The sequence below is a fragment of the Pseudomonas putida genome (assembly GCF_003228315.1).
Classification (GTDB): Bacteria; Pseudomonadota; Gammaproteobacteria; order Pseudomonadales; family Pseudomonadaceae; genus Aquipseudomonas; species Aquipseudomonas putida_S.
In genome coordinates this window covers 3,307,607-3,329,075 of sequence record NZ_CP029693.1, presented here as the reverse complement: position 1 = coordinate 3,329,075, position 21,469 = coordinate 3,307,607, and the positions used below count along the sequence as shown (strand labels likewise).

The window sequence follows — 21,469 nt, the reverse complement described above, 5'->3', positions numbered from 1 at the left end:
CTCCACGGCTGAAAATAGTTTCTTACAGGCCTGGCAGGCGCTGGCGAATCTGCGCCACGACAGTGTCGAGCGTGCCGCTTTCATTGGTCTGAACGCGTTTGCTGTAGAGAATTTCTGCAGGCGTCAGGGCTTCGCGACTGGACTGCTGGGCTTCGATGACCGCCAGCGTGGCGTCGGATGGATCGGTCTTGTCTGCCTGGCGCTGGGCCAGCCAGCTCTCGATAACAGCTTTGGGTGCATCGCAGTCCAGAATCAGGAATGGCGTGCCTGTGGCTTCTGCGATTTTAGCCGCGCTGATGCGCTGCTCCTGCTTGAGGTAGGTAGCGTCGATTACGACCGGGAAACCGGCGTGCAGGATGGTGGCAGCAACTTCATGCAGGCGATTGTAGGTCGCGGCGCTGGCATCAGCGCTATAAATGCCGGCCTGCAGGTCATTGGAGACGGTTTGCTCGCCGAACAGGCGTTTGCGTTCAACGTCGGAGCGCAGGCGAATCGCGCCCAGCGCTTCTACCAGTCGCATGGCCACATGGCTTTTGCCGACGGCGGAAACACCATGGGTAATGGCCATGAAGCGTGAAGGGATGGTGCTGTAGCTTTCCGCCAGGTTGGCGTAGGTGCGGTACTGGCGCAGGGTGGTGGCGCGCTGCACCGCAGTGGCGTCCGCCGGCATGCTGAACAGACTGACTTTGGCGCGGACCATTGCGCGGTAAGCCTTATAGAAGTTGAGCAGCTCCAGGCCCTGATAGTCGCCGGTCAATTCCAGGTACTGGCTGATGAAGCGGCGAGCCAGGCACTTCAGGCCACGGTCTTCCAGGTCCATGGCCAGGAAGCCGGTGTCGGCATACACATCGGTGAAACGGAAGGGTTCGTTGAATTCGATGCAGTCGAAAATCACCACCTTGCCGTCGATCACCGTGGCGTTACCCAAATGAATGTCGCCATGGCATTCACGGATGAAGCCGTCAGCCTTGCGTTGGCTGAACACGGATTTGAGGCGGTCGAAGCTGCTTTCGGCCCAGGCTTGCAGGGCTTCGAGCTGCTGCAGGTCAGCCTTGTCGCTGAGGAACGGACGAACTTGCTCGAAGTTCTGCCGTACCGGAGCCATGACGCTGTCGGGTGTGCCGGCTTCGTGTTCAGCCGGTACCTTCGGGGCGTTGAGGTGGAAGCGGGCGATTTGCGCTGCCATTTCATCAATGTGCGCAGGGGTCAGTTCGCCGTTGGCCTGAAGCGTGCTGAGCAGGCCGTCCTGCGGGAACTGACGCATTTTCAGCACATACTCGATGGCCGGACCGTCGCCGCCCAGTTGCGGGGCTTCGGCACTGCCGGTGACCGGTAACACTTCCAGATACAAGTCTTCGGTCAGGCGCTGGTTCAGGCGCAGCTCTTCGCCGCAGAAGTGTGCGCGAGCCTCGAGGGTGGTGAAGTCGAGGAAGCCGAAGTTGACCGGCTTCTTCACTTTATAGGCATAGGGGCCGGTGAGCAGCACCCAGGAGATATGGGTCTCGATGACCTTGAAGCCGTCTACCGGATGCGGGTAGAGGGCCGGATTTTGCAGGGCGGCGATCAGGGACTGGCTCACGGGGGTGGTCCTTCAGAGTCTGGAAAAATTCAGGTCGTCATTATGGCGGCTAGCCAGCCTAACGCAAACGCGGAGCGCTCCTGTTGAGGATGAATAAAGTGCGTATAATCCGCCGCCATGACACGTACTCGAACCCCCCGTACCCCCAAAAAACCACCCTCCAAAGGCCTGCGGCCCTGGTTGGGCTGGGCCCTTAAACTCAGTCTGGTCGGCCTTGTTGTGCTCGCCGGATTCGCGGTTTACCTCGATGCCATCGTGCAGGAAAAGTTTTCCGGCAAGCGCTGGACGATTCCGGCCAAGGTATACGCGCGCCCGCTTGAGCTGTTCGTCGGACAAAAGCTCAGCCGGGACGACTTCCTGACAGAACTCGATGCCTTGGGCTACCGGCGTGAAAGCGTGAGTAATGGCCCCGGCGCGGCGGCGGTCAACGGCAATACCGTCGACTTGAATACCCGTGGCTTCCAGTTCTATGAGGGTATGGAGCAGGCACAGCCGGTGCGTGTTCGTTTCTCCGGCGACTATGTCGCCGAGCTTTCGGCGACGAACGGTTCAAAGCTCTCCGTGGTGCGCCTGGAGCCGCTGTTGATCGGCGGGATTTACCCGAAGAACCTCGAAGATCGCATCCTGATCAAAATCGATCAGGTCCCGCCGTATCTGCTGGAAACCCTGGTCGCCGTGGAAGACCGGGATTTCTATAGCCATTGGGGTGTGTCGCCCAAGTCGATCGTACGAGCTATCTACGTCAATACCTCTGGCGGCAAGATGACCCAAGGCGGCAGTACGCTCACGCAACAATTGGTCAAGAACTTCTACCTGACCAGCGAACGCAGCCTGAGCCGCAAGCTGACCGAAGCCATGATGGCGATGTTGCTTGAATTGCATTACGACAAAAAAGAAATTCTTGAGGCTTACCTCAATGAAGTGTTCGTCGGCCAGGATGGTCAGCGGGCGGTGCATGGTTTTGGTTTGGCCAGCCAGTTCTTCTTCGGGCAGCCATTGTCCGAACTGAAGCTGCATCAAGTCGCGATGCTGGTGGGCATGGTCAAGGGGCCGTCTTACTACAACCCGCGTCGCAATCCGGAGCGGGCGCTTGAGCGGCGTAATCTGGTGCTCGATGTGCTTGAGCAGCAAGGCGTTGCCACCGCCGAGCAGGTCGCTGCCGCGAAGAAAATGCCGTTGGGCGTGACAACGCGAGGCAAATTGGCGGACAGCTCGTTCCCCGGCTTCCTCGATCTGGTCAAGCGTCAACTGCGCGAAGACTATCGCGACGAAGACTTGACCGAAGAAGGCCTGCGGATTTTCACCAGTTTCGACCCGATCCTGCAGATGAAGGCCGAAGCCTCCGTCAACGACACCTTCAAGCGTCTGGCCGGGCGCAAGGGGTCGGATGATGTTGAGGCAGCGATGGTTGTCACCAACCCGGAAACCGGCGAAGTCCAGGCCATGATCGGCAGTCGCCAGGCCAGTTTTGCCGGTTTCAATCGGGCGCTGGATGCGGTGCGGCCGATCGGCTCGCTGATCAAACCGGCGGTTTATCTGACAGCGCTGGAGAAACCGAGCCAGTACACATTGACCAGTTGGTTGTCAGACGAATCCTTCTCGGTCAAGGGTGCGGACGGACAGGTGTGGAAACCGCAGAACTATGATCGACGCAGTCATGGCACCGTCTTCCTTTATCAGGGCCTGGCGCATTCCTACAACCTGTCGACCGCACGTCTCGGCTTGGCGGTGGGTGTCCCGAATGTGCTCAAGACCCTGGGCCGTCTCGGTGTGAGTCGCGAGTTCCCGGCCTTCCCGTCGATGTTGCTGGGTGCTGGTGGCATGACGCCGATTGAAGTGGCAACGATGTACCAGACACTCGCCAACGGTGGTTTCAATACTCCGATGCGTGGTATTCGCAGCGTGCTGACTGCAGAAGGCGAGCCGCTCAAACGGTACCCGTTCCAGATTCAGCAGCGTTTCGATCCGGCTTCCATTTACCTGATCCAGAGCGCCATGCAGCGAGTGATGCGTGAGGGTACCGGCAGCTCCGTTTACAACGTATTGCCGAAAACCCTGACGCTGGCGGGCAAGACCGGTACCAGTAACGATTCCCGCGACAGTTGGTTCGCCGGCTTCAGTCAGGATTTGCTGGCGGTAGTCTGGTTGGGGCGCGACGACAACGGCAAGACGCCGTTTACCGGTGCAACCGGTGCGCTGCAGGTCTGGACCAGCTTCATGCGCAAGGCGGACCCGTTGCCGCTGGACATGCCGCAGCCGGATAATATCGTTCAGGCCTGGGTCGATTCGCGGACCGGGCAGGGCTCGGATGCTAACTGCCCAGGCGCTGTGCAGATGCCGTATATTCGCGGCAGCGAGCCGCCTCCCGGCGCCGCTTGCGGTGGCGAAAGTCCTAATCCTGCTGAAACGGTGATGGATTGGGTCAAAGGCTGGATGAACTAAGCAAAGAGGGTTTCAAGTGAACAAGTGGTTGATTCCAGCGGTTACCGCCGTGGCTTTGCTCAGCGGTTGCTCCACCGTACAACGTGGTTCGATTCCGGTTGTCGACTCCGGCACCGCTGTGTCCAACAGCGAGCGGGTTTCGGCGAACGGTGGTTTTCGTCAGACGACGGTAAAACGACCTGCGCAAGCTCGGGTTCAAGAGATTCCGCAAGGTGATACCGGTGTTGTGGTGATGGTGCCAGGTGGTGGCGCAACGACGTCGACGCCGATCAGCACCACGCCGATCACGCCAGGCCCGGTCAGCTCGGGTCCGATTACCCCGGGGCCGATCGATACTTCGCCGGTGCAGTCCGCGCCGATCAATCAAGGCACTTACAACATGCCGTCGACCCCCAGCGGGATTCCGTCGGCCGGTGCCGGTGGTCTGTCAGCCGACGAGCAGTTGGACGGGCCGGTCCTGGCGCTGTTGACCACGGCTCAGCAGCAACAGTCCAATGGCGACCTCAACGGTGCGTCTTCCAGCCTGGAGCGCGCCCAGCGTGTCGCTCCGCGTGAACCGCAAGTGCTTTATCGCCTGGCGCAAGTACGCATGGCCCAAGGCGATGCGCCGCAGGCCGAGCAGTTTGCCCGTCGTGGCTTGACCTTTGCCAATGGGCGTCCGGCGCTTCAGGCCAGTCTGTGGGAACTGATTGCCCAGGCCCGTGAGAAACAGGGCGACTCTGCTGGCGCGGCGCTGGCCCGTCAGAACGCCAGGGTTTCGTCGTAATGGATTCGCGTTTTCCGAGAATTGCCGATCATTTGTTGCTGATCGAGCGCGAGTTGCGCCTGCAAGGCTGGTGGGACGAAGTTTCTCCATCGGTGGAGGCACTCTCCAGCGTCGAACCCTTTTCCGTCGACACGCTGGACTTCGAGCAGTGGCTGCAGTGGATTTTCCTGCCACGCATGAAGGCGATCCTCGAGCAGAATCTGCCATTGCCCAATGCGTCGGGGATTCAGGAAATGGCCGAAATGGTTTTCGCTTCCCGTAACGTTCAGGGCAGGGATCGACAGCTGCAATTGCTGCTCAAAGAGTTTGATCAATTGATCAGCGCATCTCGCTGACCCTGATTTCTGTAGGAGCAAAGCTTGCTCGCGATTGGGGCCCGACATTCAACTCATTCGTTGATTGTTGCCCCGCCATCGCGAGCAAGCATTGCTCCTACATGCAGTTTTCCGCTATTTGCTTCTGTGTTTCGCCTATTCGCTCTTTTCGCTGAACGTCGTCCAGGCGGCGCAACTCTCCATCTACCTCCTCCCTGAGTCGCGGATTGTTTTGCAATTGCGCCAGGTTCGTCCGCGCCTGCTCACAGAACGTTTTCAATTGCGCCTGCTGCTCGGCAACCTGTCTTTTGACATCTTTGTCGACTGCCTGTTGATCACCAATTGTCCCGTTGCTCCTGAGGGGAGCGGATTTGGTGGCGGACTGGGAAGGTGTTGCGACGACAGTGGCTTGCTGGCCCTGGGGTGGTTGTGCGTCGAAGTGGGTAACGCCTTGGGCGTCGACCCATTTGTAAATCGACGCGGCAATGCTCAAGGGGCTGACACAAATCAGCAGGCCGGCGGCCAGGAACAGCACTCGCATGTCATTTCCTTATATCGGGTTGCGCAATTGAAGCTAACACACTTGCGGTTTCGCGGTTTTTTCTTGCTTTCTCATGTGCTTACTTCAATAAAGCACAGACACGACTTGACTTGCAGGGGACGAAACAGAAGAATCCAAAGTCCGCTGTAGAGGGACTGCCAGAAGCAGACCCACTCAGCAGATCATGAGGCGCACATCCGCGCCGACCTGCTACACCCGCAACGCGTTACCTCGCGCTGGGTGGGAGAGGCCCGCAACACTTGGGACGATCCCAATACTTGCTCAGTCAGTGCTGACGTAGTCGGCGACCACCGTCGCTCATGCTCTGCTGAGAAGTAAACCTATTAAGACCCGTCCCATGTTTCGTGGGCGGTATTCTGGCGTTTTAGAGGTGGACAACGTGGAGCTTTTATCTGGCGGTGAAATGATCGTCCGCTTTTTGCGTGACGAAGGCGTCAAGTATATCTATGGGTACCCGGGTGGTGCCGCACTGCATATCTACGACGCACTTTTTAAAGAACCGACCGTTCAACATATTCTCGTCCGTCATGAGCAGGCAGCCACTCACATGGCTGACGGCTACGCGCGTGCCACCGGCAAGGCGGGTGTCGTACTGGTGACCTCCGGTCCCGGCGCGACCAACGTCATTACCGGTATCGCCACGGCGTACATGGACTCCATTCCGATGGTGATTCTGACCGCCCAGGTGCCAAGCACCATGGTCGGTACCGATGCATTCCAGGAAACCGACATGATCGGTATCTCCCGGCCGATCGTGAAACACAGCTTCATGATCAAGCATGCGTCGGAAATCCCGGAAGTCATGAAAAAAGCCTTCTACCTGGCGCAATCCGGTCGTCCAGGTCCGGTCGTTGTCGACATTCCCAAAGACATGACCAACCCGGCCGAGAAGTTCGAATACGTTTTCCCGAAGAAAGCCAAGCTGCGTTCCTACAGCCCGGCCGTCCGTGGCCATTCCGGGCAGATCCGCAAAGCTGTGGAAATGCTGCTGGCAGCCAAGCGTCCGGTCATTTACGCCGGTGGCGGTGTGATCATGGGCAACGGTTCCGCTCCGTTGACCGAATTGGCGCAGTTGCTGAACGCACCGGTGACCAACACCCTGATGGGCCTTGGCGCCTACCCGGGCATGGACCGTCAATTCCTCGGCATGTTGGGTATGCACGGCAGCTACACCGCCAACCTGGCCATGCACAACGCCGATGTGATCCTGGCAGCTGGCGCACGTTTCGATGACCGTGTAATCAACGGCCCATCGAAGTTCTGCCCGAATGCCAAGATCATTCACATCGACATCGATCCGGCATCCATCTCCAAGACCATCAAGGCCGACGTGCCTATCGTAGGTCCGGTGGAAAGCGTATTGACCGAAATGGTCGCTACCTTCAAGGAGATCGGTGAGGTTCCTGGCAAGGAGTCGGTTGCCAACTGGTGGAAGCAGATCGAAGAGTGGCGTGGCGATCGCGACATGTTCCCTTACAACAAGGGTGACGGCAGCATCATCAAGCCTCAAACCGTGATCGAGACTCTTTGTGAAGTGACCGGTGGCGACGCCTATGTCTCCTCCGACGTGGGCCAGCACCAGATGTATGCGGCGCAGTACTACCGCTTCAACAAGCCGAACCGCTGGATCAACTCCGGTGGCCTGGGCACGATGGGCTTCGGTCTGCCGGCGGCAATGGGTGTGAAACTGAACTTCCCGGATGCCGATGTCGCCTGCGTGACTGGCGAAGGCAGCATCCAGATGAACATCCAGGAGCTGTCGACCTGCCTGCAGCATGATTTGCCGTTGAAGATCATTCTGCTCAACAACGGTGTACTGGGCATGGTTCGTCAGTGGCAGGACATGAGCTACGGCGCGCGTCACTCGCACTCTTACATGGAATCGTTGCCGGACTTCGTCAAATTGGCCGAGGCCTATGGTCACGTGGGCATGCGCATCACTGACTTGAAGGATTTGAAGCCGATGATGGAAAAAGCATTCGCCATGAAGGATCGCCTGGTGTTCCTCGATATCCAGGTCGATGCCAACGAGCACGTCTACCCGATGCAAATCAAAGACGGCTCCATGCGCGATATGTGGCTGAGCAAGACGGAGCGTACCTAATCATGCGTCACATTATTTCCTTGCTTCTGGAAAACGAACCCGGCGCTTTGTCTCGCGTAGTCGGCCTGTTCTCGCAGCGCAACTACAACATCGAAAGCCTGACCGTGGCACCAACCGAAGATCCGACCCTGTCGCGTCTGACGCTGACCACTGTGGGCCACGATGAGATCATCGAGCAGATCACCAAGAACCTGAACAAACTGATCGAAGTGGTCAAACTGGTCGACTTGTCGGAAAGTGCTCACATCGAGCGCGAACTGATGCTGGTCAAGGTCAAGGCCACCGGCGCCCAGCGCGCCGAGATCAAGCGCACTACCGATATTTATCGTGGACAGATCGTCGATGTCAGCGCCAGCGTGTATACCGTTCAATTGACCGGTACCAGCGACAAGCTCGACAGCTTCATTCAGTCCATCGGCACCGCCTCGATTCTGGAAACCGTCCGCAGCGGCGTTACCGGCATTGCTCGCGGCGACAAAGTACTCAGCATCTAACCAAATTAGCGAATGGCCTGAACGGCCTGGATATATAGGGGAAATTCATGAAAGTTTTCTACGATAAAGACTGTGACCTGTCGATCATCCAGGGCAAGAAAGTTGCCATCATCGGTTACGGTTCCCAGGGCCACGCTCAAGCGTGCAACCTGAAAGACTCCGGCGTAGACGTTACCGTTGGCCTGCGTAAAGGTTCGGCCACCGTTGCCAAGGCTGAAGCCCACGGCCTGAAAGTGACCGACGTGGCTGCTGCCGTTGCCGGTGCCGACCTGGTCATGATCCTGACCCCGGACGAATTCCAGTCTCAGCTGTACAAGAACGAAATCGAGCCGAACATCAAGAAAGGCGCCACCCTGGCGTTCTCCCACGGCTTCGCGATTCACTACAACCAGGTTGTTCCGCGCGCTGACCTCGACGTGATCATGATCGCGCCGAAGGCCCCGGGCCATACCGTACGTTCCGAGTTCGTGAAGGGCGGCGGTATTCCTGACCTGATCGCTATCTATCAGGACGCTTCGGGCAACGCCAAGAACGTTGCGCTGTCCTACGCTGCTGGCGTTGGTGGCGGTCGTACCGGCATCATCGAAACCACCTTCAAGGACGAGACTGAAACCGACCTGTTCGGCGAGCAAGCCGTTCTGTGCGGCGGTACCGTTGAGTTGGTAAAAGCCGGTTTCGAAACCCTGGTCGAAGCTGGCTACGCGCCGGAAATGGCTTACTTCGAATGCCTGCACGAACTGAAGCTAATCGTTGACCTCATGTACGAAGGCGGTATCGCCAACATGAACTACTCGATCTCCAACAACGCCGAGTATGGCGAGTACGTGACCGGTCCGGAAGTGATCAACGCCGAATCCCGTCAGGCCATGCGCAACGCCCTGAAACGTATTCAGGACGGCGAATACGCCAAGATGTTCATCAGCGAAGGTGCCACCGGCTATCCTTCGATGACCGCCAAGCGTCGTAACAACGCCGCTCACGGTATCGAAATCATCGGTGAGCAACTGCGCTCCATGATGCCGTGGATCGGTGCCAACAAGATCGTCGACAAAGCTAAAAACTAAGTCTGACCCTTGTACGAAAAACGCGGCTTAGGCCGCGTTTTTTCGTTTGGATGGCTGGTTCTGGTATAAAGCTGCATCGTTTGCGAGGCGAACTGACGTCGCAGGCACCTGTCGAAACTTTCCACCCCGTTGCAAGGTATTGTTCATGAGCGAACGTCCCGAAGAGCCAAACAAGGTCTCTGACGCCGAAAGCCTGTTGCCCATCGATGAACATGTCGAAGAAGGGCATGATGCTGAAGGCCGCAAAGTCCGACATCGTGGCATCTATCTTCTGCCGAACCTTTTCACCACTGCAAACCTGTTCGCAGGGTTTTACTCCATCATCAATTCCATGAGTGCCCAAAGTGCCTTGAGCGCGGGTGATTCGCTTGGCGCGAGCAAATATTTTGCCTTCGCTGCCATCGCGATTTTCGTCGCCATGGTGCTTGATGGTCTCGACGGCCGCGTTGCCCGCATGACCAATACGCAGAGTGCCTTTGGCGCCGAGTACGACTCGCTATCGGATATGGTGGCTTTTGGCGTAGCTCCCGCATTGTTGGCGTTTGGCTGGGCCCTGGGTGACATGGGCAAGGTCGGCTGGATGGTCGCCTTCATTTATGTTGCAGGTGCGGCGTTGCGTCTGGCGCGCTTCAATACCCAGGTCGGCACGGCTGACAAGCGTTACTTCATCGGCCTGGCCAGCCCGGCGGCCGCTGGTGTTGTCGCGGGAATCGTCTGGGCATTCAGCGATTACGGCATTCAAGGCTCCAAAATGTCCTTCCTGGTGGCATTGCTGGTCGCGGCCGCCGGTATGCTGATGGTCAGCAACATCAAGTACAACAGCTTCAAGGAGCTGGATCTGAAGGGGCGTGTCCCATTCGTTGCGATCCTTGCCGTGGTGTTGGTGTTCGCGGTGGTGTTCAGTGATCCTCCGCGTATTCTGCTGCTGGTTTTCCTTGCTTACGCAGCATCCGGTCCGGTGCAATATCTGTTACATCTTCGTCGGCGCAAAAGCGTCGAGTGATGTAATTTCCCTCATACTCCGCAGTCTGTTGGTGCATCTGTTCTCCAATGCTGCGGAGTAGTCATGCTGATCAAAGTCCCCAAAGCATCCGATTGCCATGAGTCGGACGTCACGCCCGAATCCATCTATCTTTCTCGACGTCATGTATTGGGTGCTGCCGCAGCCGGTATTGCCGTGAGTGCGCTGCCGCAGTGGGCGTGTGCTGATGAGGCGGCGCGCTATGCGGATGTCGAGCCTGGCAAGGCGCCTTCCTGGTTCAGTGAGAAGCTCCCTTCTACCAATTGGGGGGCGGTTAACGTCAAGGAAGAGGCGATAACCCCTTTCAGGGATGCAACTCACTACAACAACTTCTATGAGTTCGGGACTGACAAGGGTGATCCGGCCGCCAATGCCGGTTCACTGAAGACAGAGCCATGGACTGTGGTGATCGATGGTGAGGTGAATAAGCCTGGGCGGTATGCGCTTGAAGACTTCATGAAACCATACCAACTGGAAGAGAGGGTCTACCGCCTTCGTTGTGTGGAAGCATGGTCGATGGTCATTCCGTGGGTAGGCTTCCCTGTTTCGGCATTGCTTAATCAGGTGGAGCCCACATCGAAAGCCAAATTCATTCGCTTTGAAACGCTTGAGGATCCCAAGAGCATGCCGGGACAACGTTCAGGGTTTGCCTTGATCGACTGGCCTTATGTGGAAGGGTTGCGGCTTGATGAGGCGATGAATCCATTGGCGATTTTGGCGGTGGGGATGTACGGGCGCAAGTTGCCGAACCAGAACGGGGCGCCTCTGCGTCTGGTTGTGCCCTGGAAATACGGTTTCAAAAGCATCAAGTCCATCGTACGGATCAGTCTGGTGAGTGAGCAGCCGAAAACGACTTGGCAGAGCATTGCCTCGGATGAGTATGGCTTTTATGCAAATGTGAACCCTACGGTCGATCATCCACGCTGGACGCAGGCTCGTGAACGTCGCCTCCCGAGTGGCCTCTTCAAGCCGAACGTGCGTGATACGCAAATGTTCAACGGCTATGCGGATGAGGTGGCTTCTCTATATACAGGGCTCGATCTGCGGAAAAACTACTGATGCGATATCCACGTTGGCGTGTGGGTGTTTTCGTGGCGGCGTTGGTGTGGCCGTTGTTTTGGTTGTATCAGGCCTGGGGGGATGCACTGGGGCCAGACCCGGGCAAGGTGCTGGTTGACCGGTTGGGGTTGGGGGCGCTTGTTTTGTTGCTCGTTACCTTAAGCATGACGCCGCTGCAGAAGCTTTCGGGGTGGGCAGGGTGGATTGCTGTCCGACGCCAGTTGGGGTTGTGGAGTTTTGCTTATGTGGTGCTGCACTTGAGTGCCTATCTGGCATTCATCCTTGGCTTTGATTGGTCACAGCTAGGGGTTGAGCTGCGTAAGCGTCCCTACATTATTGTCGGTGTGTTGGGGTTCCTGTTTTTGCTGGCGTTGGCCGTCACTTCCAATAGATACAGCCAGAGGCGGTTGGGGGCGGGTTGGAAAAAGCTTCACCGCTTCGCATATCTGGTTCTTGGGCTTGGATTGCTGCATATGCTCTGGATTGTGCGCGCTGATCTGAAGGAGTGGGTGATCTATGCGGCCATCGGTGTGCTGTTATTAGTGTTGCGCCTACCGCCGATTGCCCGACGAATACCCCGGTTACTGGCTAAAAAGGCATTTCTGCCAGAAAAGCGTAATTAATGGTTGACGGCGAATTTTAGTTCTCTATAATTCGCCCCACTTCCGGCGCAGTCGAAGCGGAAAACTCCTTGGTAAACAATGAGTTACGCAGTTTCGATGGTCAGGTGCTTCAGTTCATCGAAGCCCGCAGGCAGTTGAAAAAGAGGTGTTGACAGCAGCGAGTAACGCTGTAGAATTCGCCTCCCGCTGACGAGAGATCGACAGCGCAAGTGGTTGAAGTTGTTAAGGATTCCTTGAAAACTTCTGAAAATAATCACTTGACAGCAAATGAGGCTGCTGTAGAATGCGCGCCTCGGTTGAGCAAAGCGCTTAACCAACCGCTCTTTAACAACTGAATCAAGCAATTCGTGTGGGTGCTTGTGAAGTCAGACTGCTAGTCAACAGATTATCAGCATCACAAGTTACTCCGCGAGAAATCAAAGATGTAACCAACGATTGCTGAGCCAAGTTTAGGGTTTTCTCAAAACCCAAAGATGTTTGAACTGAAGAGTTTGATCATGGCTCAGATTGAACGCTGGCGGCAGGCCTAACACATGCAAGTCGAGCGGATGAAGAGAGCTTGCTCTCTGATTCAGCGGCGGACGGGTGAGTAATGCCTAGGAATCTGCCTGGTAGTGGGGGACAACGTTTCGAAAGGAACGCTAATACCGCATACGTCCTACGGGAGAAAGCAGGGGACCTTCGGGCCTTGCGCTATCAGATGAGCCTAGGTCGGATTAGCTAGTTGGTGAGGTAATGGCTCACCAAGGCGACGATCCGTAACTGGTCTGAGAGGATGATCAGTCACACTGGAACTGAGACACGGTCCAGACTCCTACGGGAGGCAGCAGTGGGGAATATTGGACAATGGGCGAAAGCCTGATCCAGCCATGCCGCGTGTGTGAAGAAGGTCTTCGGATTGTAAAGCACTTTAAGTTGGGAGGAAGGGCATTAACCTAATACGTTAGTGTTTTGACGTTACCGACAGAATAAGCACCGGCTAACTCTGTGCCAGCAGCCGCGGTAATACAGAGGGTGCAAGCGTTAATCGGAATTACTGGGCGTAAAGCGCGCGTAGGTGGTTTGTTAAGTTGGATGTGAAAGCCCCGGGCTCAACCTGGGAACTGCATTCAAAACTGACAAGCTAGAGTATGGTAGAGGGTGGTGGAATTTCCTGTGTAGCGGTGAAATGCGTAGATATAGGAAGGAACACCAGTGGCGAAGGCGACCACCTGGACTGATACTGACACTGAGGTGCGAAAGCGTGGGGAGCAAACAGGATTAGATACCCTGGTAGTCCACGCCGTAAACGATGTCAACTAGCCGTTGGGGACCTTGAGTCTTTAGTGGCGCAGCTAACGCATTAAGTTGACCGCCTGGGGAGTACGGCCGCAAGGTTAAAACTCAAATGAATTGACGGGGGCCCGCACAAGCGGTGGAGCATGTGGTTTAATTCGAAGCAACGCGAAGAACCTTACCAGGCCTTGACATCCAATGAACTTTCCAGAGATGGATTGGTGCCTTCGGGAACATTGAGACAGGTGCTGCATGGCTGTCGTCAGCTCGTGTCGTGAGATGTTGGGTTAAGTCCCGTAACGAGCGCAACCCTTGTCCTTAGTTACCAGCACGTAATGGTGGGCACTCTAAGGAGACTGCCGGTGACAAACCGGAGGAAGGTGGGGATGACGTCAAGTCATCATGGCCCTTACGGCCTGGGCTACACACGTGCTACAATGGTCGGTACAGAGGGTTGCCAAGCCGCGAGGTGGAGCTAATCCCACAAAACCGATCGTAGTCCGGATCGCAGTCTGCAACTCGACTGCGTGAAGTCGGAATCGCTAGTAATCGCGAATCAGAATGTCGCGGTGAATACGTTCCCGGGCCTTGTACACACCGCCCGTCACACCATGGGAGTGGGTTGCACCAGAAGTAGCTAGTCTAACCTTCGGGAGGACGGTTACCACGGTGTGATTCATGACTGGGGTGAAGTCGTAACAAGGTAGCCGTAGGGGAACCTGCGGCTGGATCACCTCCTTAATCGACGACTCAGCTGCTCCATGAGCTCCCACACGAATTGCTTGATTCATTGAAGAAGACGAAAGAAGCAGCCCGAAATTGGGTCTGTAGCTCAGTTGGTTAGAGCGCACCCCTGATAAGGGTGAGGTCGGCAGTTCGAATCTGCCCAGACCCACCAATTTTGTGTGGGAAACGCCTGTAGAAATACGGGGCCATAGCTCAGCTGGGAGAGCGCCTGCCTTGCACGCAGGAGGTCAGCGGTTCGATCCCGCTTGGCTCCACCACTACTGCTTCTGAAGTAAGAGCTTAGAAATGAGCATTCCATCGAGTGATGGTGAATGTTGATTTCTAGTCTTTGACTAGTTCGTTCTTTAAAAATTTGGGTATGTGATAGAAAGATAGACTGAGATCCACTTTCACTGGTGGTGATCAGGCTAAGGTAAAATTTGTGAGTGACTCTTAAGAGTTTTGCGAATTTTCGGCGAATGTCGTCTTCACAGTATAACCAGATTGCTTGGGGTTATATGGTCAAGTGAAGAAGCGCATACGGTGGATGCCTTGGCAGTCAGAGGCGATGAAAGACGTGGTAGCCTGCGAAAAGCTTCGGGGAGTCGGCAAACAGACTTTGATCCGGAGATGTCTGAATGGGGGAACCCAGCCATCATAAGATGGTTATCTTGTACTGAATACATAGGTGCAAGAGGCGAACCAGGGGAACTGAAACATCTAAGTACCCTGAGGAAAAGAAATCAACCGAGATTCCCTTAGTAGTGGCGAGCGAACGGGGACTAGCCCTTAAGTGGCTTTGAGATTAGCGGAACGCTCTGGAAAGTGCGGCCATAGTGGGTGATAGCCCTGTACGCGAAAATCTCTTAGTCATGAAATCGAGTAGGACGGAGCACGAGAAACTTTGTCTGAATATGGGGGGACCATCCTCCAAGGCTAAATACTACTGACTGACCGATAGTGAACTAGTACCGTGAGGGAAAGGCGAAAAGAACCCCGGAGAGGGGAGTGAAATAGATCCTGAAACCGTATGCGTACAAGCAGTGGGAGCAGACTTTGTTCTGTGACTGCGTACCTTTTGTATAATGGGTCAGCGACTTATATTCAGTGGCGAGCTTAACCGAATAGGGGAGGCGTAGCGAAAGCGAGTCTTAATAGGGCGTTTAGTCGCTGGGTATAGACCCGAAACCGGGCGATCTATCCATGGGCAGGTTGAAGGTTAGGTAACACTGACTGGAGGACCGAACCGACTACCGTTGAAAAGTTAGCGGATGACCTGTGGATCGGAGTGAAAGGCTAATCAAGCTCGGAGATAGCTGGTTCTCCTCGAAAGCTATTTAGGTAGCGCCTCATGTATCACTGTAGGGGGTAGAGCACTGTTTCGGCTAGGGGGTCATCCCGACTTACCAAACCGATGCAAACTCCGAATACCTACAAGTGCCGAGCATGGGAGACACACGGCGGGTGCTAACGTCCGTCGTGAAAAGGGAAACAACCCAGACCGTCAGCTAAGGTCCCAAAGTTATGGTTAAGTGGGAAACGATGTGGGAAGGCTTAGACAGCTAGGAGGTTGGCTTAGAAGCAGCCACCCTTTAAAGAAAGCGTAATAGCTCACTAGTCGAGTCGGCCTGCGCGGAAGATGTAACGGGGCTCAAACCATACACCGAAGCTACGGGTATCACTTAGGTGATGCGGTAGAGGAGCGTTCTGTAAGCCTGTGAAGGTGAGTTGAGAAGCTTGCTGGAGGTATCAGAAGTGCGAATGCTGACATGAGTAACGACAATGGGTGTGAAAAACACCCACGCCGAAAGACCAAGGTTTCCTGCGCAACGTTAATCGACGCAGGGTTAGTCGGTCCCTAAGGCGAGGCTGAAAAGCGTAGTCGATGGAAAACAGGTTAATATTCCTGTACTTCTGGTTATTGCGATGGAGGGACGGAGAAGGCTAGGCCAGCTTGGCGTTGGTTGTCCAAGTTTAAGGTGGTAGGCTGGAATCTTAGGTAAATCCGGGATTCTAAGGCCGAGAGCTGATGACGAGTTACCCTTTGGGTGACGAAGTGGTTGATGCCATGCTTCCAAGAAAAGCTTCTAAGCTTCAGATAACCAGGAACCGTACCCCAAACCGACACAGGTGGTTGGGTAGAGAATACCAAGGCGCTTGAGAGAACTCGGGTGAAGGAACTAGGCAAAATGGCACCGTAACTTCGGGAGAAGGTGCGCCGGTGAGGGTGAAGCACTTGCTGCGTAAGCCCACGCCGGTCGAAGATACCAGGCCGCTGCGACTGTTTATTAAAAACACAGCACTCTGCAAACACGAAAGTGGACGTATAGGGTGTGACGCCTGCCCGGTGCCGGAAGGTTAATTGATGGGGTTAGCTAACGCGAAGCTCTTGATCGAAGCCCCGGTAAACGGCGGCCGTAACTATAACGGTCCTAAGGTAGCGAAATTCCTTGTCGGGTAAGTTCCGACCTGCACGAATGGCGTAACGATGGCGGCGCTGTCTCCACCCGAGACTCAGTGAAATTGAAATCGCTGTGAAGATGCAGTGTATCCGCGGCTAGACGGAAAGACCCCGTGAACCTTTACTATAGCTTTGCACTGGACTTTGAATTTGCTTGTGTAGGATAGGTGGGAGGCTTTGAAGCGTGGACGCCAGTTCGCGTGGAGCCATCCTTGAAATACCACCCTGGCAACTTTGAGGTTCTAACTCAGGTCCGTTATCCGGATCGAGGACAGTGTATGGTGGGTAGTTTGACTGGGGCGGTCTCCTCCTAAAGAGTAACGGAGGAGTACGAAGGTGCGCTCAGACCGGTCGGAAATCGGTCGTAGAGTATAAAGGCAAAAGCGCGCTTGACTGCGAGACAGACACGTCGAGCAGGTACGAAAGTAGGTCTTAGTGATCCGGTGGTTCTGTATGGAAGGGCCATCGCTCAACGGATAAAAGGTACTCCGGGGATAACAGGCTGATACCGCCCAAGAGTTCATATCGACGGCGGTGTTTGGCACCTCGATGTCGGCTCATCACATCCTGGGGCTGAAGCCGGTCCCAAGGGTATGGCTGTTCGCCATTTAAAGTGGTACGCGAGCTGGGTTTAGAACGTCGTGAGACAGTTCGGTCCCTATCTGCCGTGGACGTTTGAGATTTGAGAGGGGCTGCTCCTAGTACGAGAGGACCGGAGTGGACGAACCTCTGGTGTTCCGGTTGTCACGCCAGTGGCATTGCCGGGTAGCTATGTTCGGAAAAGATAACCGCTGAAAGCATCTAAGCGGGAAACTTGCCTCAAGATGAGATCTCACTGGAACCTTGAGTTCCCTGAAGGGCCGTCGAAGACTACGACGTTGATAGGTTGGGTGTGTAAGCGCTGTGAGGCGTTGAGCTAACCAATACTAATTGCCCGTGAGGCTTGACCATATAACACCCAAGCAATTTGCGTCGAAAGGCCAGATTGCGGTGTGTGAAGACGCAATGAACCGAAAGTTCGCGCAACTCGCAAACACCGAAAGCTGTCACATACCCGATTCGCTGGAACGTTGAAAGACGCGTCAGCTCAAGAATTTCTTGACGACCATAGAGCATTGGAACCACCTGATCCCATCCCGAACTCAGAAGTGAAACGATGCATCGCCGATGGTAGTGTGGGGTTTCCCCATGTGAGAGTAGGTCATCGTCAAGATTAAATTCCGAAACCCCAATTGCGAAAGCAGTTGGGGTTTTGTTTTTGCGCGCGGAAAAGCACCCTGTACTCCAGTGCAAATTTGCGCAGTTATTTTCGCTTCAGGACACTAGAATAGGTCCACCTTTTTCGGAGCCAGAGCCTTTATGCCAGATCCGGTTGACGCCCCCGGGCTGTCAGATTTACCGCTGGACGATTTGGTGGCGTGTCATGAGTGCGACCTGCTGATGCGCAAGCCCGTGCTCGCCCATGGCGAGAAAGCCCTGTGCCCGCGCTGCGGCTACGAGCTTTACGCCCATCGATACAACGTCGTACAGCGCAGCCTCGCCCTCGTGATTGCAGCGCTTTTGTTGTACATCCCCGCGAACTTTTTACCCATCATGCAGCTCAATCTACTCGGGCAGTCATCGCAGGATACGGTCTGGAGCGGTGTTGTCGGCCTATTCAATTCGCAAATGCGCGGCGTCTCCGTGGTTGTGTTCCTGTGCAGCATGGCAATCCCGTTGCTCAAGCTGCTCTGCCAACTGGCTGTGCTGTTAAGCATCCGTTTCAATATCGGACGCAGCTACGGCCTGCTGCTCTACCGCATTTACCACCACTTGCGAGACTGGGGGATGCTCGAGGTCTACCTCATGGGCGTGCTGGTGGCGATTGTGAAACTCGCGGATATGGCAGCCATGACCATAGGTCTCGGGCTCGCCTGCTTCATCGGTTTGTTACTGATCCAGGTCTGGCTGGAGGTCGTGATGTCGCCTCACCAGATCTGGCAAGCTTTATCAGGAGAGGATGCCCATGCGGGCGATTGATGCAGGCATTCTGATCTGTACCGAATGTCATGAATTGAACAGGCAGGAAGCTGATACCGACGAGCAGGTCTGTACGCGTTGCGGCGCGTTGGTTCACGCCCGCCGCCCGAACAGCCTGGCACGGACCTGGGCGCTGCTGATCACTGCGGCAATTCTCTATATACCAGCCAATGTGCTGCCGATCATGACCGTGCGTTCCCTGGGTAAAGGCGATCCAAGCACCATCATGTCCGGGGTCATTCAACTGGTTCAGCACGGCATGATTCCCATCGCGGCCGTGGTGTTTATCGCCAGTATCCTGGTACCCACCTTCAAATTGGTAGGCATCGCACTGCTTCTGTATTCCGTGCAGCGCCGCCAGCCTCTCTCGGCCCGGCAACGTATCTGGATGTATCGCTTCATCGAGTTCATCGGTCGTTGGTCGATGCTCGATATCTTCGTGATCGCCATCCTCGTGGCGTTAGTGAACTTTGGACGGCTTGCCAGTATTGAAGCTGATCTGGGGGCCATCGCCTTTGCCAGTGTGGTGATTTTGACAATGCTTGCAGCAGTAACCTTCGATCCCCGACTGATTTGGGATAACACGGAGTCGGACGACGACCATGACTGATTTGCCCGTAGCGAAAACCCGACCGGCCTCGAACTGGTCTGCCATTTGGGTACTCCCCCTGATTGCCTTGATCATCGGCGGCTGGCTCGGCTGGCGTGCCTACAACGAAACCGGTATCGAAATTCAGGTGCGCTTCGAAAGCGGTGAAGGCATTCAGGCCAACAAGACCGAAGTGGTCTACAAAGGCATGTCCGTCGGTAAGGTGAAAAACCTCAAGCTCGATGATGAGGGCGGCACCAAAGGTGTGATTGCCACGGTCGAGATGAACAAGGACGTGGAACCGTACCTGCGCACCAGCACGCGTTTCTGGCTGGTCAAGCCGAGTGTGACTTTGGCTGGTATCACAGGGCTGGAAACCCTGGTCTCTGGCAACTACGTCGCGATCAGCCCGGGCGAAGGCGAACCTGCGCGCAAGTTCAAGGCGCTGGCTGAAGAGCCGCCATTGTCCGATGCCCAGCCCGGCCTGCACCTGACGATCAAAGCAGATCGGCTGGGTTCGCTCAATCGCGGCAGCCCGGTGTTCTATAAGCAGATCAAGGTCGGCCAGGTCAAAAGCTACCTGCTGTCCGAAGACCAGAGCACCGTCGAGCTCAAGGTGTTCATCGAGCCGACCTACGCCAAGTTGGTGCGCAAACACACGCGATTCTGGAATGCCAGCGGCATCAGCATCGATGCCAATCTCTCGGGAGTGAAGGTCCGCAGTGAGTCCCTGGCCAGCATTGTTGCGGGAGGCATCGCGTTCGCCACCCCAGACAATCGCAAGGACAGCCCGCCCACCGATCCAAGCCTGCCGTTCCGTCTTTATGAAGACTTCGATGCCGCTGCGGCCGGAATCAAGGTCAAGGTCAAACTCAGTGACTTCGAAGGCCTGCAGGCTGGTCGCACGCCGGTAATGTACAAGGGTATTCAGGTCGGTACGCTCAAGGCGCTCAAGGTCGATGCGGATCTGTCCGCCGCCACTGCCGAACTGACGCTCGATCCACTGGCCGAGGATTACCTCGTGGATGGGACTCAGTTCTGGGTGGTCAAGCCATCGATCTCCCTGGCCGGCATCACCGGTCTCGAAGCCTTGGTCAAAGGCAATTACATCGCTGTGCGTCCGGGTGACAAAGGTAACGCCCCGCAACGTGAGTTCGTCGCTCGCCCCAAAGCGCCACCACTGGACCTGCGGTCACCAGGCCTGCATCTGGTGTTGTTCACCGACAACCTCGGTTCTCTGGACGTCGGCAGTCCGGTTCTCTACAAGCAGGTCAAAGTAGGTTCGGTCCAGAGCTATCAGTTTTCCCGCAAGAAAAACCAGTTGGTCATTGGCGTCCACATCGAGAAGGAATACGAAAACCTGGTCAACGCCTCGACGCGCTTCTGGAATGCCAGCGGGATCACGCTCACCGGTGGGCTGACCGGCGGAATCCAGGTCAAGAGCGAGTCGCTGCAAAGCCTGATGGCCGGCGGCATTGCCTTTGAAACACCGGAGGCCAAGGCGCCATTGCAGAAGCGCATCCCGCGTTTCCGTCTGTTCGCCAATCGTGAAGACGCCAACCAGAAAGGCGCGGTGATCACGATCAAGGTCGACCGCGCCGACGGCTTGCGCGCCGGTACCCCGATTCGCTTCAAAGGGCTCGATGTCGGCAAGATCGAGAACGTCGACCTCAGCGACGACCTGCAATCGGTACTGCTGACGGCACGGATCACCGAAGTGCCCGAACGAATCGCGCGGGTTGGCAGTGAGTTCTGGGTGGTCAAGCCGGAACTGGGTCTGATCAAGACCTCGAACCTCGAGACCTTGGTCACCGGGCAATACATCGAAGTGCAGCCGGGGGCGAAAAACCTCGGCCCACAGAAAAACTTTGTCGCGCTGTCTGCCGCTCCGGAAACCGCCAAGCAGGAAGCCGGGTTGAGCCTGGTGTTGAGCGCTGCTCGTCGCGGCTCGCTGAAGCCTGGCGTGCCAGTGACTTATCGCGAAATTACCGTGGGCAAGGTGACGGGCTATGAGTTGGGGCAAACCGCGGACCGGGTGCTGATCCACATTCTGATCGAGCCGAAATACGCACCCTTGGTGCGCAGCGGCACCCGCTTCTGGAACACCAGTGGTTTCGACTTTGATGTCGGCCTGTTCAAGGGCGCGACGTTGCGTACCGAATCGCTGGAAACCATGATTCAGGGAGGCGTCGCATTTGCCACCCCGGACGGCGATCGCATGGGGAGCGCGGCGCGGCCTGAGCAGACCTTTGCGTTGTTCGACAAGTTCGAAGAAGAATGGCTGACCTGGGCGCCGAAGATTTCCCTCGGCAAGTAACAGGGCAACACAAAAAAGGCCGCGATCCATTGGTTCGCGGCCTTTTCATTTCCA

14 protein-coding genes, 2 tRNA genes and 3 rRNA genes are annotated in these 21,469 nt (G+C 56.0%); 17 read left to right on the top strand and 2 right to left on the bottom strand.

Annotated elements, in window-relative coordinates; genetic code table 11:
* Positions 1-22: 22 nt before the first annotated feature.
* Positions 23-1,579, bottom strand: a complete 1,557-nt coding sequence (locus DKY63_RS15470; protein ID WP_110964898.1) for an AAA family ATPase — start codon at positions 1,577-1,579, stop codon at positions 23-25.
* A gap of 117 nt (positions 1,580-1,696) precedes the next feature.
* On the opposite strand from DKY63_RS15470, the gene mrcB reads away from it, so the two are divergent.
* The 3 genes from mrcB to DKY63_RS15455 are packed head-to-tail and all read left to right on the top strand — an operon-like array spanning position 1,697 to position 5,122.
* Positions 1,697-4,021, top strand: a complete 2,325-nt coding sequence (gene mrcB / locus DKY63_RS15465) for a penicillin-binding protein 1B (RefSeq protein WP_110964897.1) — start codon at positions 1,697-1,699, stop codon at positions 4,019-4,021.
* A gap of 16 nt (positions 4,022-4,037) precedes the next feature.
* The gene (locus tag DKY63_RS15460) at positions 4,038-4,787 is read left to right on the top strand and encodes a tetratricopeptide repeat protein (protein WP_110964896.1); all 750 of its coding nucleotides are present in this window, start codon (positions 4,038-4,040) and stop codon (positions 4,785-4,787) included.
* The gene (locus tag DKY63_RS15455; RefSeq protein WP_110964895.1) at positions 4,787-5,122 is read left to right on the top strand and encodes a YqcC family protein; all 336 of its coding nucleotides are present in this window, start codon (positions 4,787-4,789) and stop codon (positions 5,120-5,122) included. Before DKY63_RS15460 ends, DKY63_RS15455 begins: the two co-directional genes overlap by 1 nt.
* A 97-nt stretch (positions 5,123-5,219) precedes the next feature.
* On the opposite strand, the gene DKY63_RS15450 is transcribed toward DKY63_RS15455, so the two are convergent.
* On the bottom strand, positions 5,220-5,642 hold the full coding sequence (locus tag DKY63_RS15450; protein WP_110964894.1) for a DUF4124 domain-containing protein: 423 nt from the start codon (positions 5,640-5,642) through the stop codon (positions 5,220-5,222).
* A 400-nt stretch (positions 5,643-6,042) separates the two neighbouring features.
* On the opposite strand from DKY63_RS15450, the gene DKY63_RS15445 reads away from it, so the two are divergent.
* The 14 genes from DKY63_RS15445 to DKY63_RS15375 all read left to right on the top strand — a co-directional run bounded on the left by DKY63_RS15445 (position 6,043) and on the right by DKY63_RS15375 (position 21,415).
* On the top strand, positions 6,043-7,767 hold the full coding sequence (locus tag DKY63_RS15445; RefSeq protein ID WP_110967932.1) for an acetolactate synthase 3 large subunit: 1,725 nt from the start codon (positions 6,043-6,045) through the stop codon (positions 7,765-7,767).
* A 2-nt stretch (positions 7,768-7,769) separates the two neighbouring features.
* Complete coding sequence (gene ilvN, locus DKY63_RS15440) at positions 7,770-8,261, top strand: acetolactate synthase small subunit (RefSeq protein WP_003205610.1); 492 nt, start codon at positions 7,770-7,772, stop codon at positions 8,259-8,261.
* Between the two features lie 47 nt (positions 8,262-8,308).
* The gene (gene ilvC / locus DKY63_RS15435; RefSeq protein WP_007959661.1) at positions 8,309-9,325 is read left to right on the top strand and encodes a ketol-acid reductoisomerase; all 1,017 of its coding nucleotides are present in this window, start codon (positions 8,309-8,311) and stop codon (positions 9,323-9,325) included.
* 145 nt (positions 9,326-9,470) lie between these two features.
* Positions 9,471-10,328: a CDP-diacylglycerol--serine O-phosphatidyltransferase gene (pssA, locus tag DKY63_RS15430; protein WP_110964893.1), complete on the top strand. Its 858-nt coding sequence runs from the start codon at positions 9,471-9,473 to the stop codon at positions 10,326-10,328.
* Between the two features lie 63 nt (positions 10,329-10,391).
* Positions 10,392-11,405 (top strand): protein-methionine-sulfoxide reductase catalytic subunit MsrP, encoded by a 1,014-nt coding sequence (gene msrP / locus DKY63_RS15425; RefSeq protein ID WP_110964892.1) that lies wholly within the window; start codon positions 10,392-10,394, stop codon positions 11,403-11,405.
* Positions 11,405-12,028 carry a protein-methionine-sulfoxide reductase heme-binding subunit MsrQ gene (msrQ, locus tag DKY63_RS15420; protein ID WP_110964891.1) on the top strand — a complete coding sequence of 208 codons (624 nt, stop codon included), beginning with the start codon at positions 11,405-11,407 and terminating at the stop codon, positions 12,026-12,028. The genes msrP and msrQ overlap by 1 nt, the downstream gene beginning before the upstream one ends.
* Positions 12,029-12,507: 479 nt before the next feature.
* Positions 12,508-14,044 (top strand): 16S ribosomal RNA (locus DKY63_RS15410).
* Positions 14,045-14,124: 80 nt separating this feature from the next.
* Positions 14,125-14,201: transfer RNA gene (locus DKY63_RS15405), tRNA-Ile, on the top strand.
* 30 nt (positions 14,202-14,231) lie between these two features.
* A tRNA-Ala gene (locus tag DKY63_RS15400) sits at positions 14,232-14,307 on the top strand.
* 242 nt (positions 14,308-14,549) lie between these two features.
* Positions 14,550-17,441 (top strand): 23S ribosomal RNA (locus DKY63_RS15395).
* Between the two features lie 146 nt (positions 17,442-17,587).
* Positions 17,588-17,703 (top strand): 5S ribosomal RNA (rrf, locus tag DKY63_RS15390).
* Together the 16S, 23S and 5S rRNA genes with 2 tRNA genes alongside form the textbook arrangement of a ribosomal RNA operon.
* A gap of 146 nt (positions 17,704-17,849) precedes the next feature.
* Positions 17,850-18,509 (top strand): paraquat-inducible protein A, encoded by a 660-nt coding sequence (locus tag DKY63_RS15385; RefSeq protein WP_110964890.1) that lies wholly within the window; start codon positions 17,850-17,852, stop codon positions 18,507-18,509.
* Positions 18,496-19,119: a paraquat-inducible protein A gene (locus tag DKY63_RS15380; RefSeq protein ID WP_110964889.1), complete on the top strand. Its 624-nt coding sequence runs from the start codon at positions 18,496-18,498 to the stop codon at positions 19,117-19,119. The genes DKY63_RS15385 and DKY63_RS15380 overlap by 14 nt, the downstream gene beginning before the upstream one ends.
* The gene (locus DKY63_RS15375; protein WP_110964888.1) at positions 19,112-21,415 is read left to right on the top strand and encodes a PqiB family protein; all 2,304 of its coding nucleotides are present in this window, start codon (positions 19,112-19,114) and stop codon (positions 21,413-21,415) included. The genes DKY63_RS15380 and DKY63_RS15375 overlap by 8 nt, the downstream gene beginning before the upstream one ends.
* Positions 21,416-21,469: the final 54 nt, after the last annotated feature.

What these genes read in the sequence shown, in the direction of transcription:
- pssA (WP_110964893.1), top strand. Translation starts at nt 9,471, where the DNA reads ATGAGCGAACGTCCCGAAGAGCCAAACAAGGTCTCTGACGCCGAAAGC.
- DKY63_RS15450 (WP_110964894.1), bottom strand. Translation starts at nt 5,642, where the DNA reads ATGCGAGTGCTGTTCCTGGCCGCCGGCCTGCTGATTTGTGTCAGCCCC.
- DKY63_RS15380 (WP_110964889.1), top strand. Translation starts at nt 18,496, where the DNA reads ATGCGGGCGATTGATGCAGGCATTCTGATCTGTACCGAATGTCATGAA.
- ilvN (WP_003205610.1), top strand. Translation starts at nt 7,770, where the DNA reads ATGCGTCACATTATTTCCTTGCTTCTGGAAAACGAACCCGGCGCTTTG.
- mrcB (WP_110964897.1), top strand. Translation starts at nt 1,697, where the DNA reads ATGACACGTACTCGAACCCCCCGTACCCCCAAAAAACCACCCTCCAAA.
- msrP (WP_110964892.1), top strand. Translation starts at nt 10,392, where the DNA reads ATGCTGATCAAAGTCCCCAAAGCATCCGATTGCCATGAGTCGGACGTC.
- DKY63_RS15385 (WP_110964890.1), top strand. Translation starts at nt 17,850, where the DNA reads ATGCCAGATCCGGTTGACGCCCCCGGGCTGTCAGATTTACCGCTGGAC.
- DKY63_RS15455 (WP_110964895.1), top strand. Translation starts at nt 4,787, where the DNA reads ATGGATTCGCGTTTTCCGAGAATTGCCGATCATTTGTTGCTGATCGAG.
- ilvC (WP_007959661.1), top strand. Translation starts at nt 8,309, where the DNA reads ATGAAAGTTTTCTACGATAAAGACTGTGACCTGTCGATCATCCAGGGC.
- msrQ (WP_110964891.1), top strand. Translation starts at nt 11,405, where the DNA reads ATGCGATATCCACGTTGGCGTGTGGGTGTTTTCGTGGCGGCGTTGGTG.
- DKY63_RS15375 (WP_110964888.1), top strand. Translation starts at nt 19,112, where the DNA reads ATGACTGATTTGCCCGTAGCGAAAACCCGACCGGCCTCGAACTGGTCT.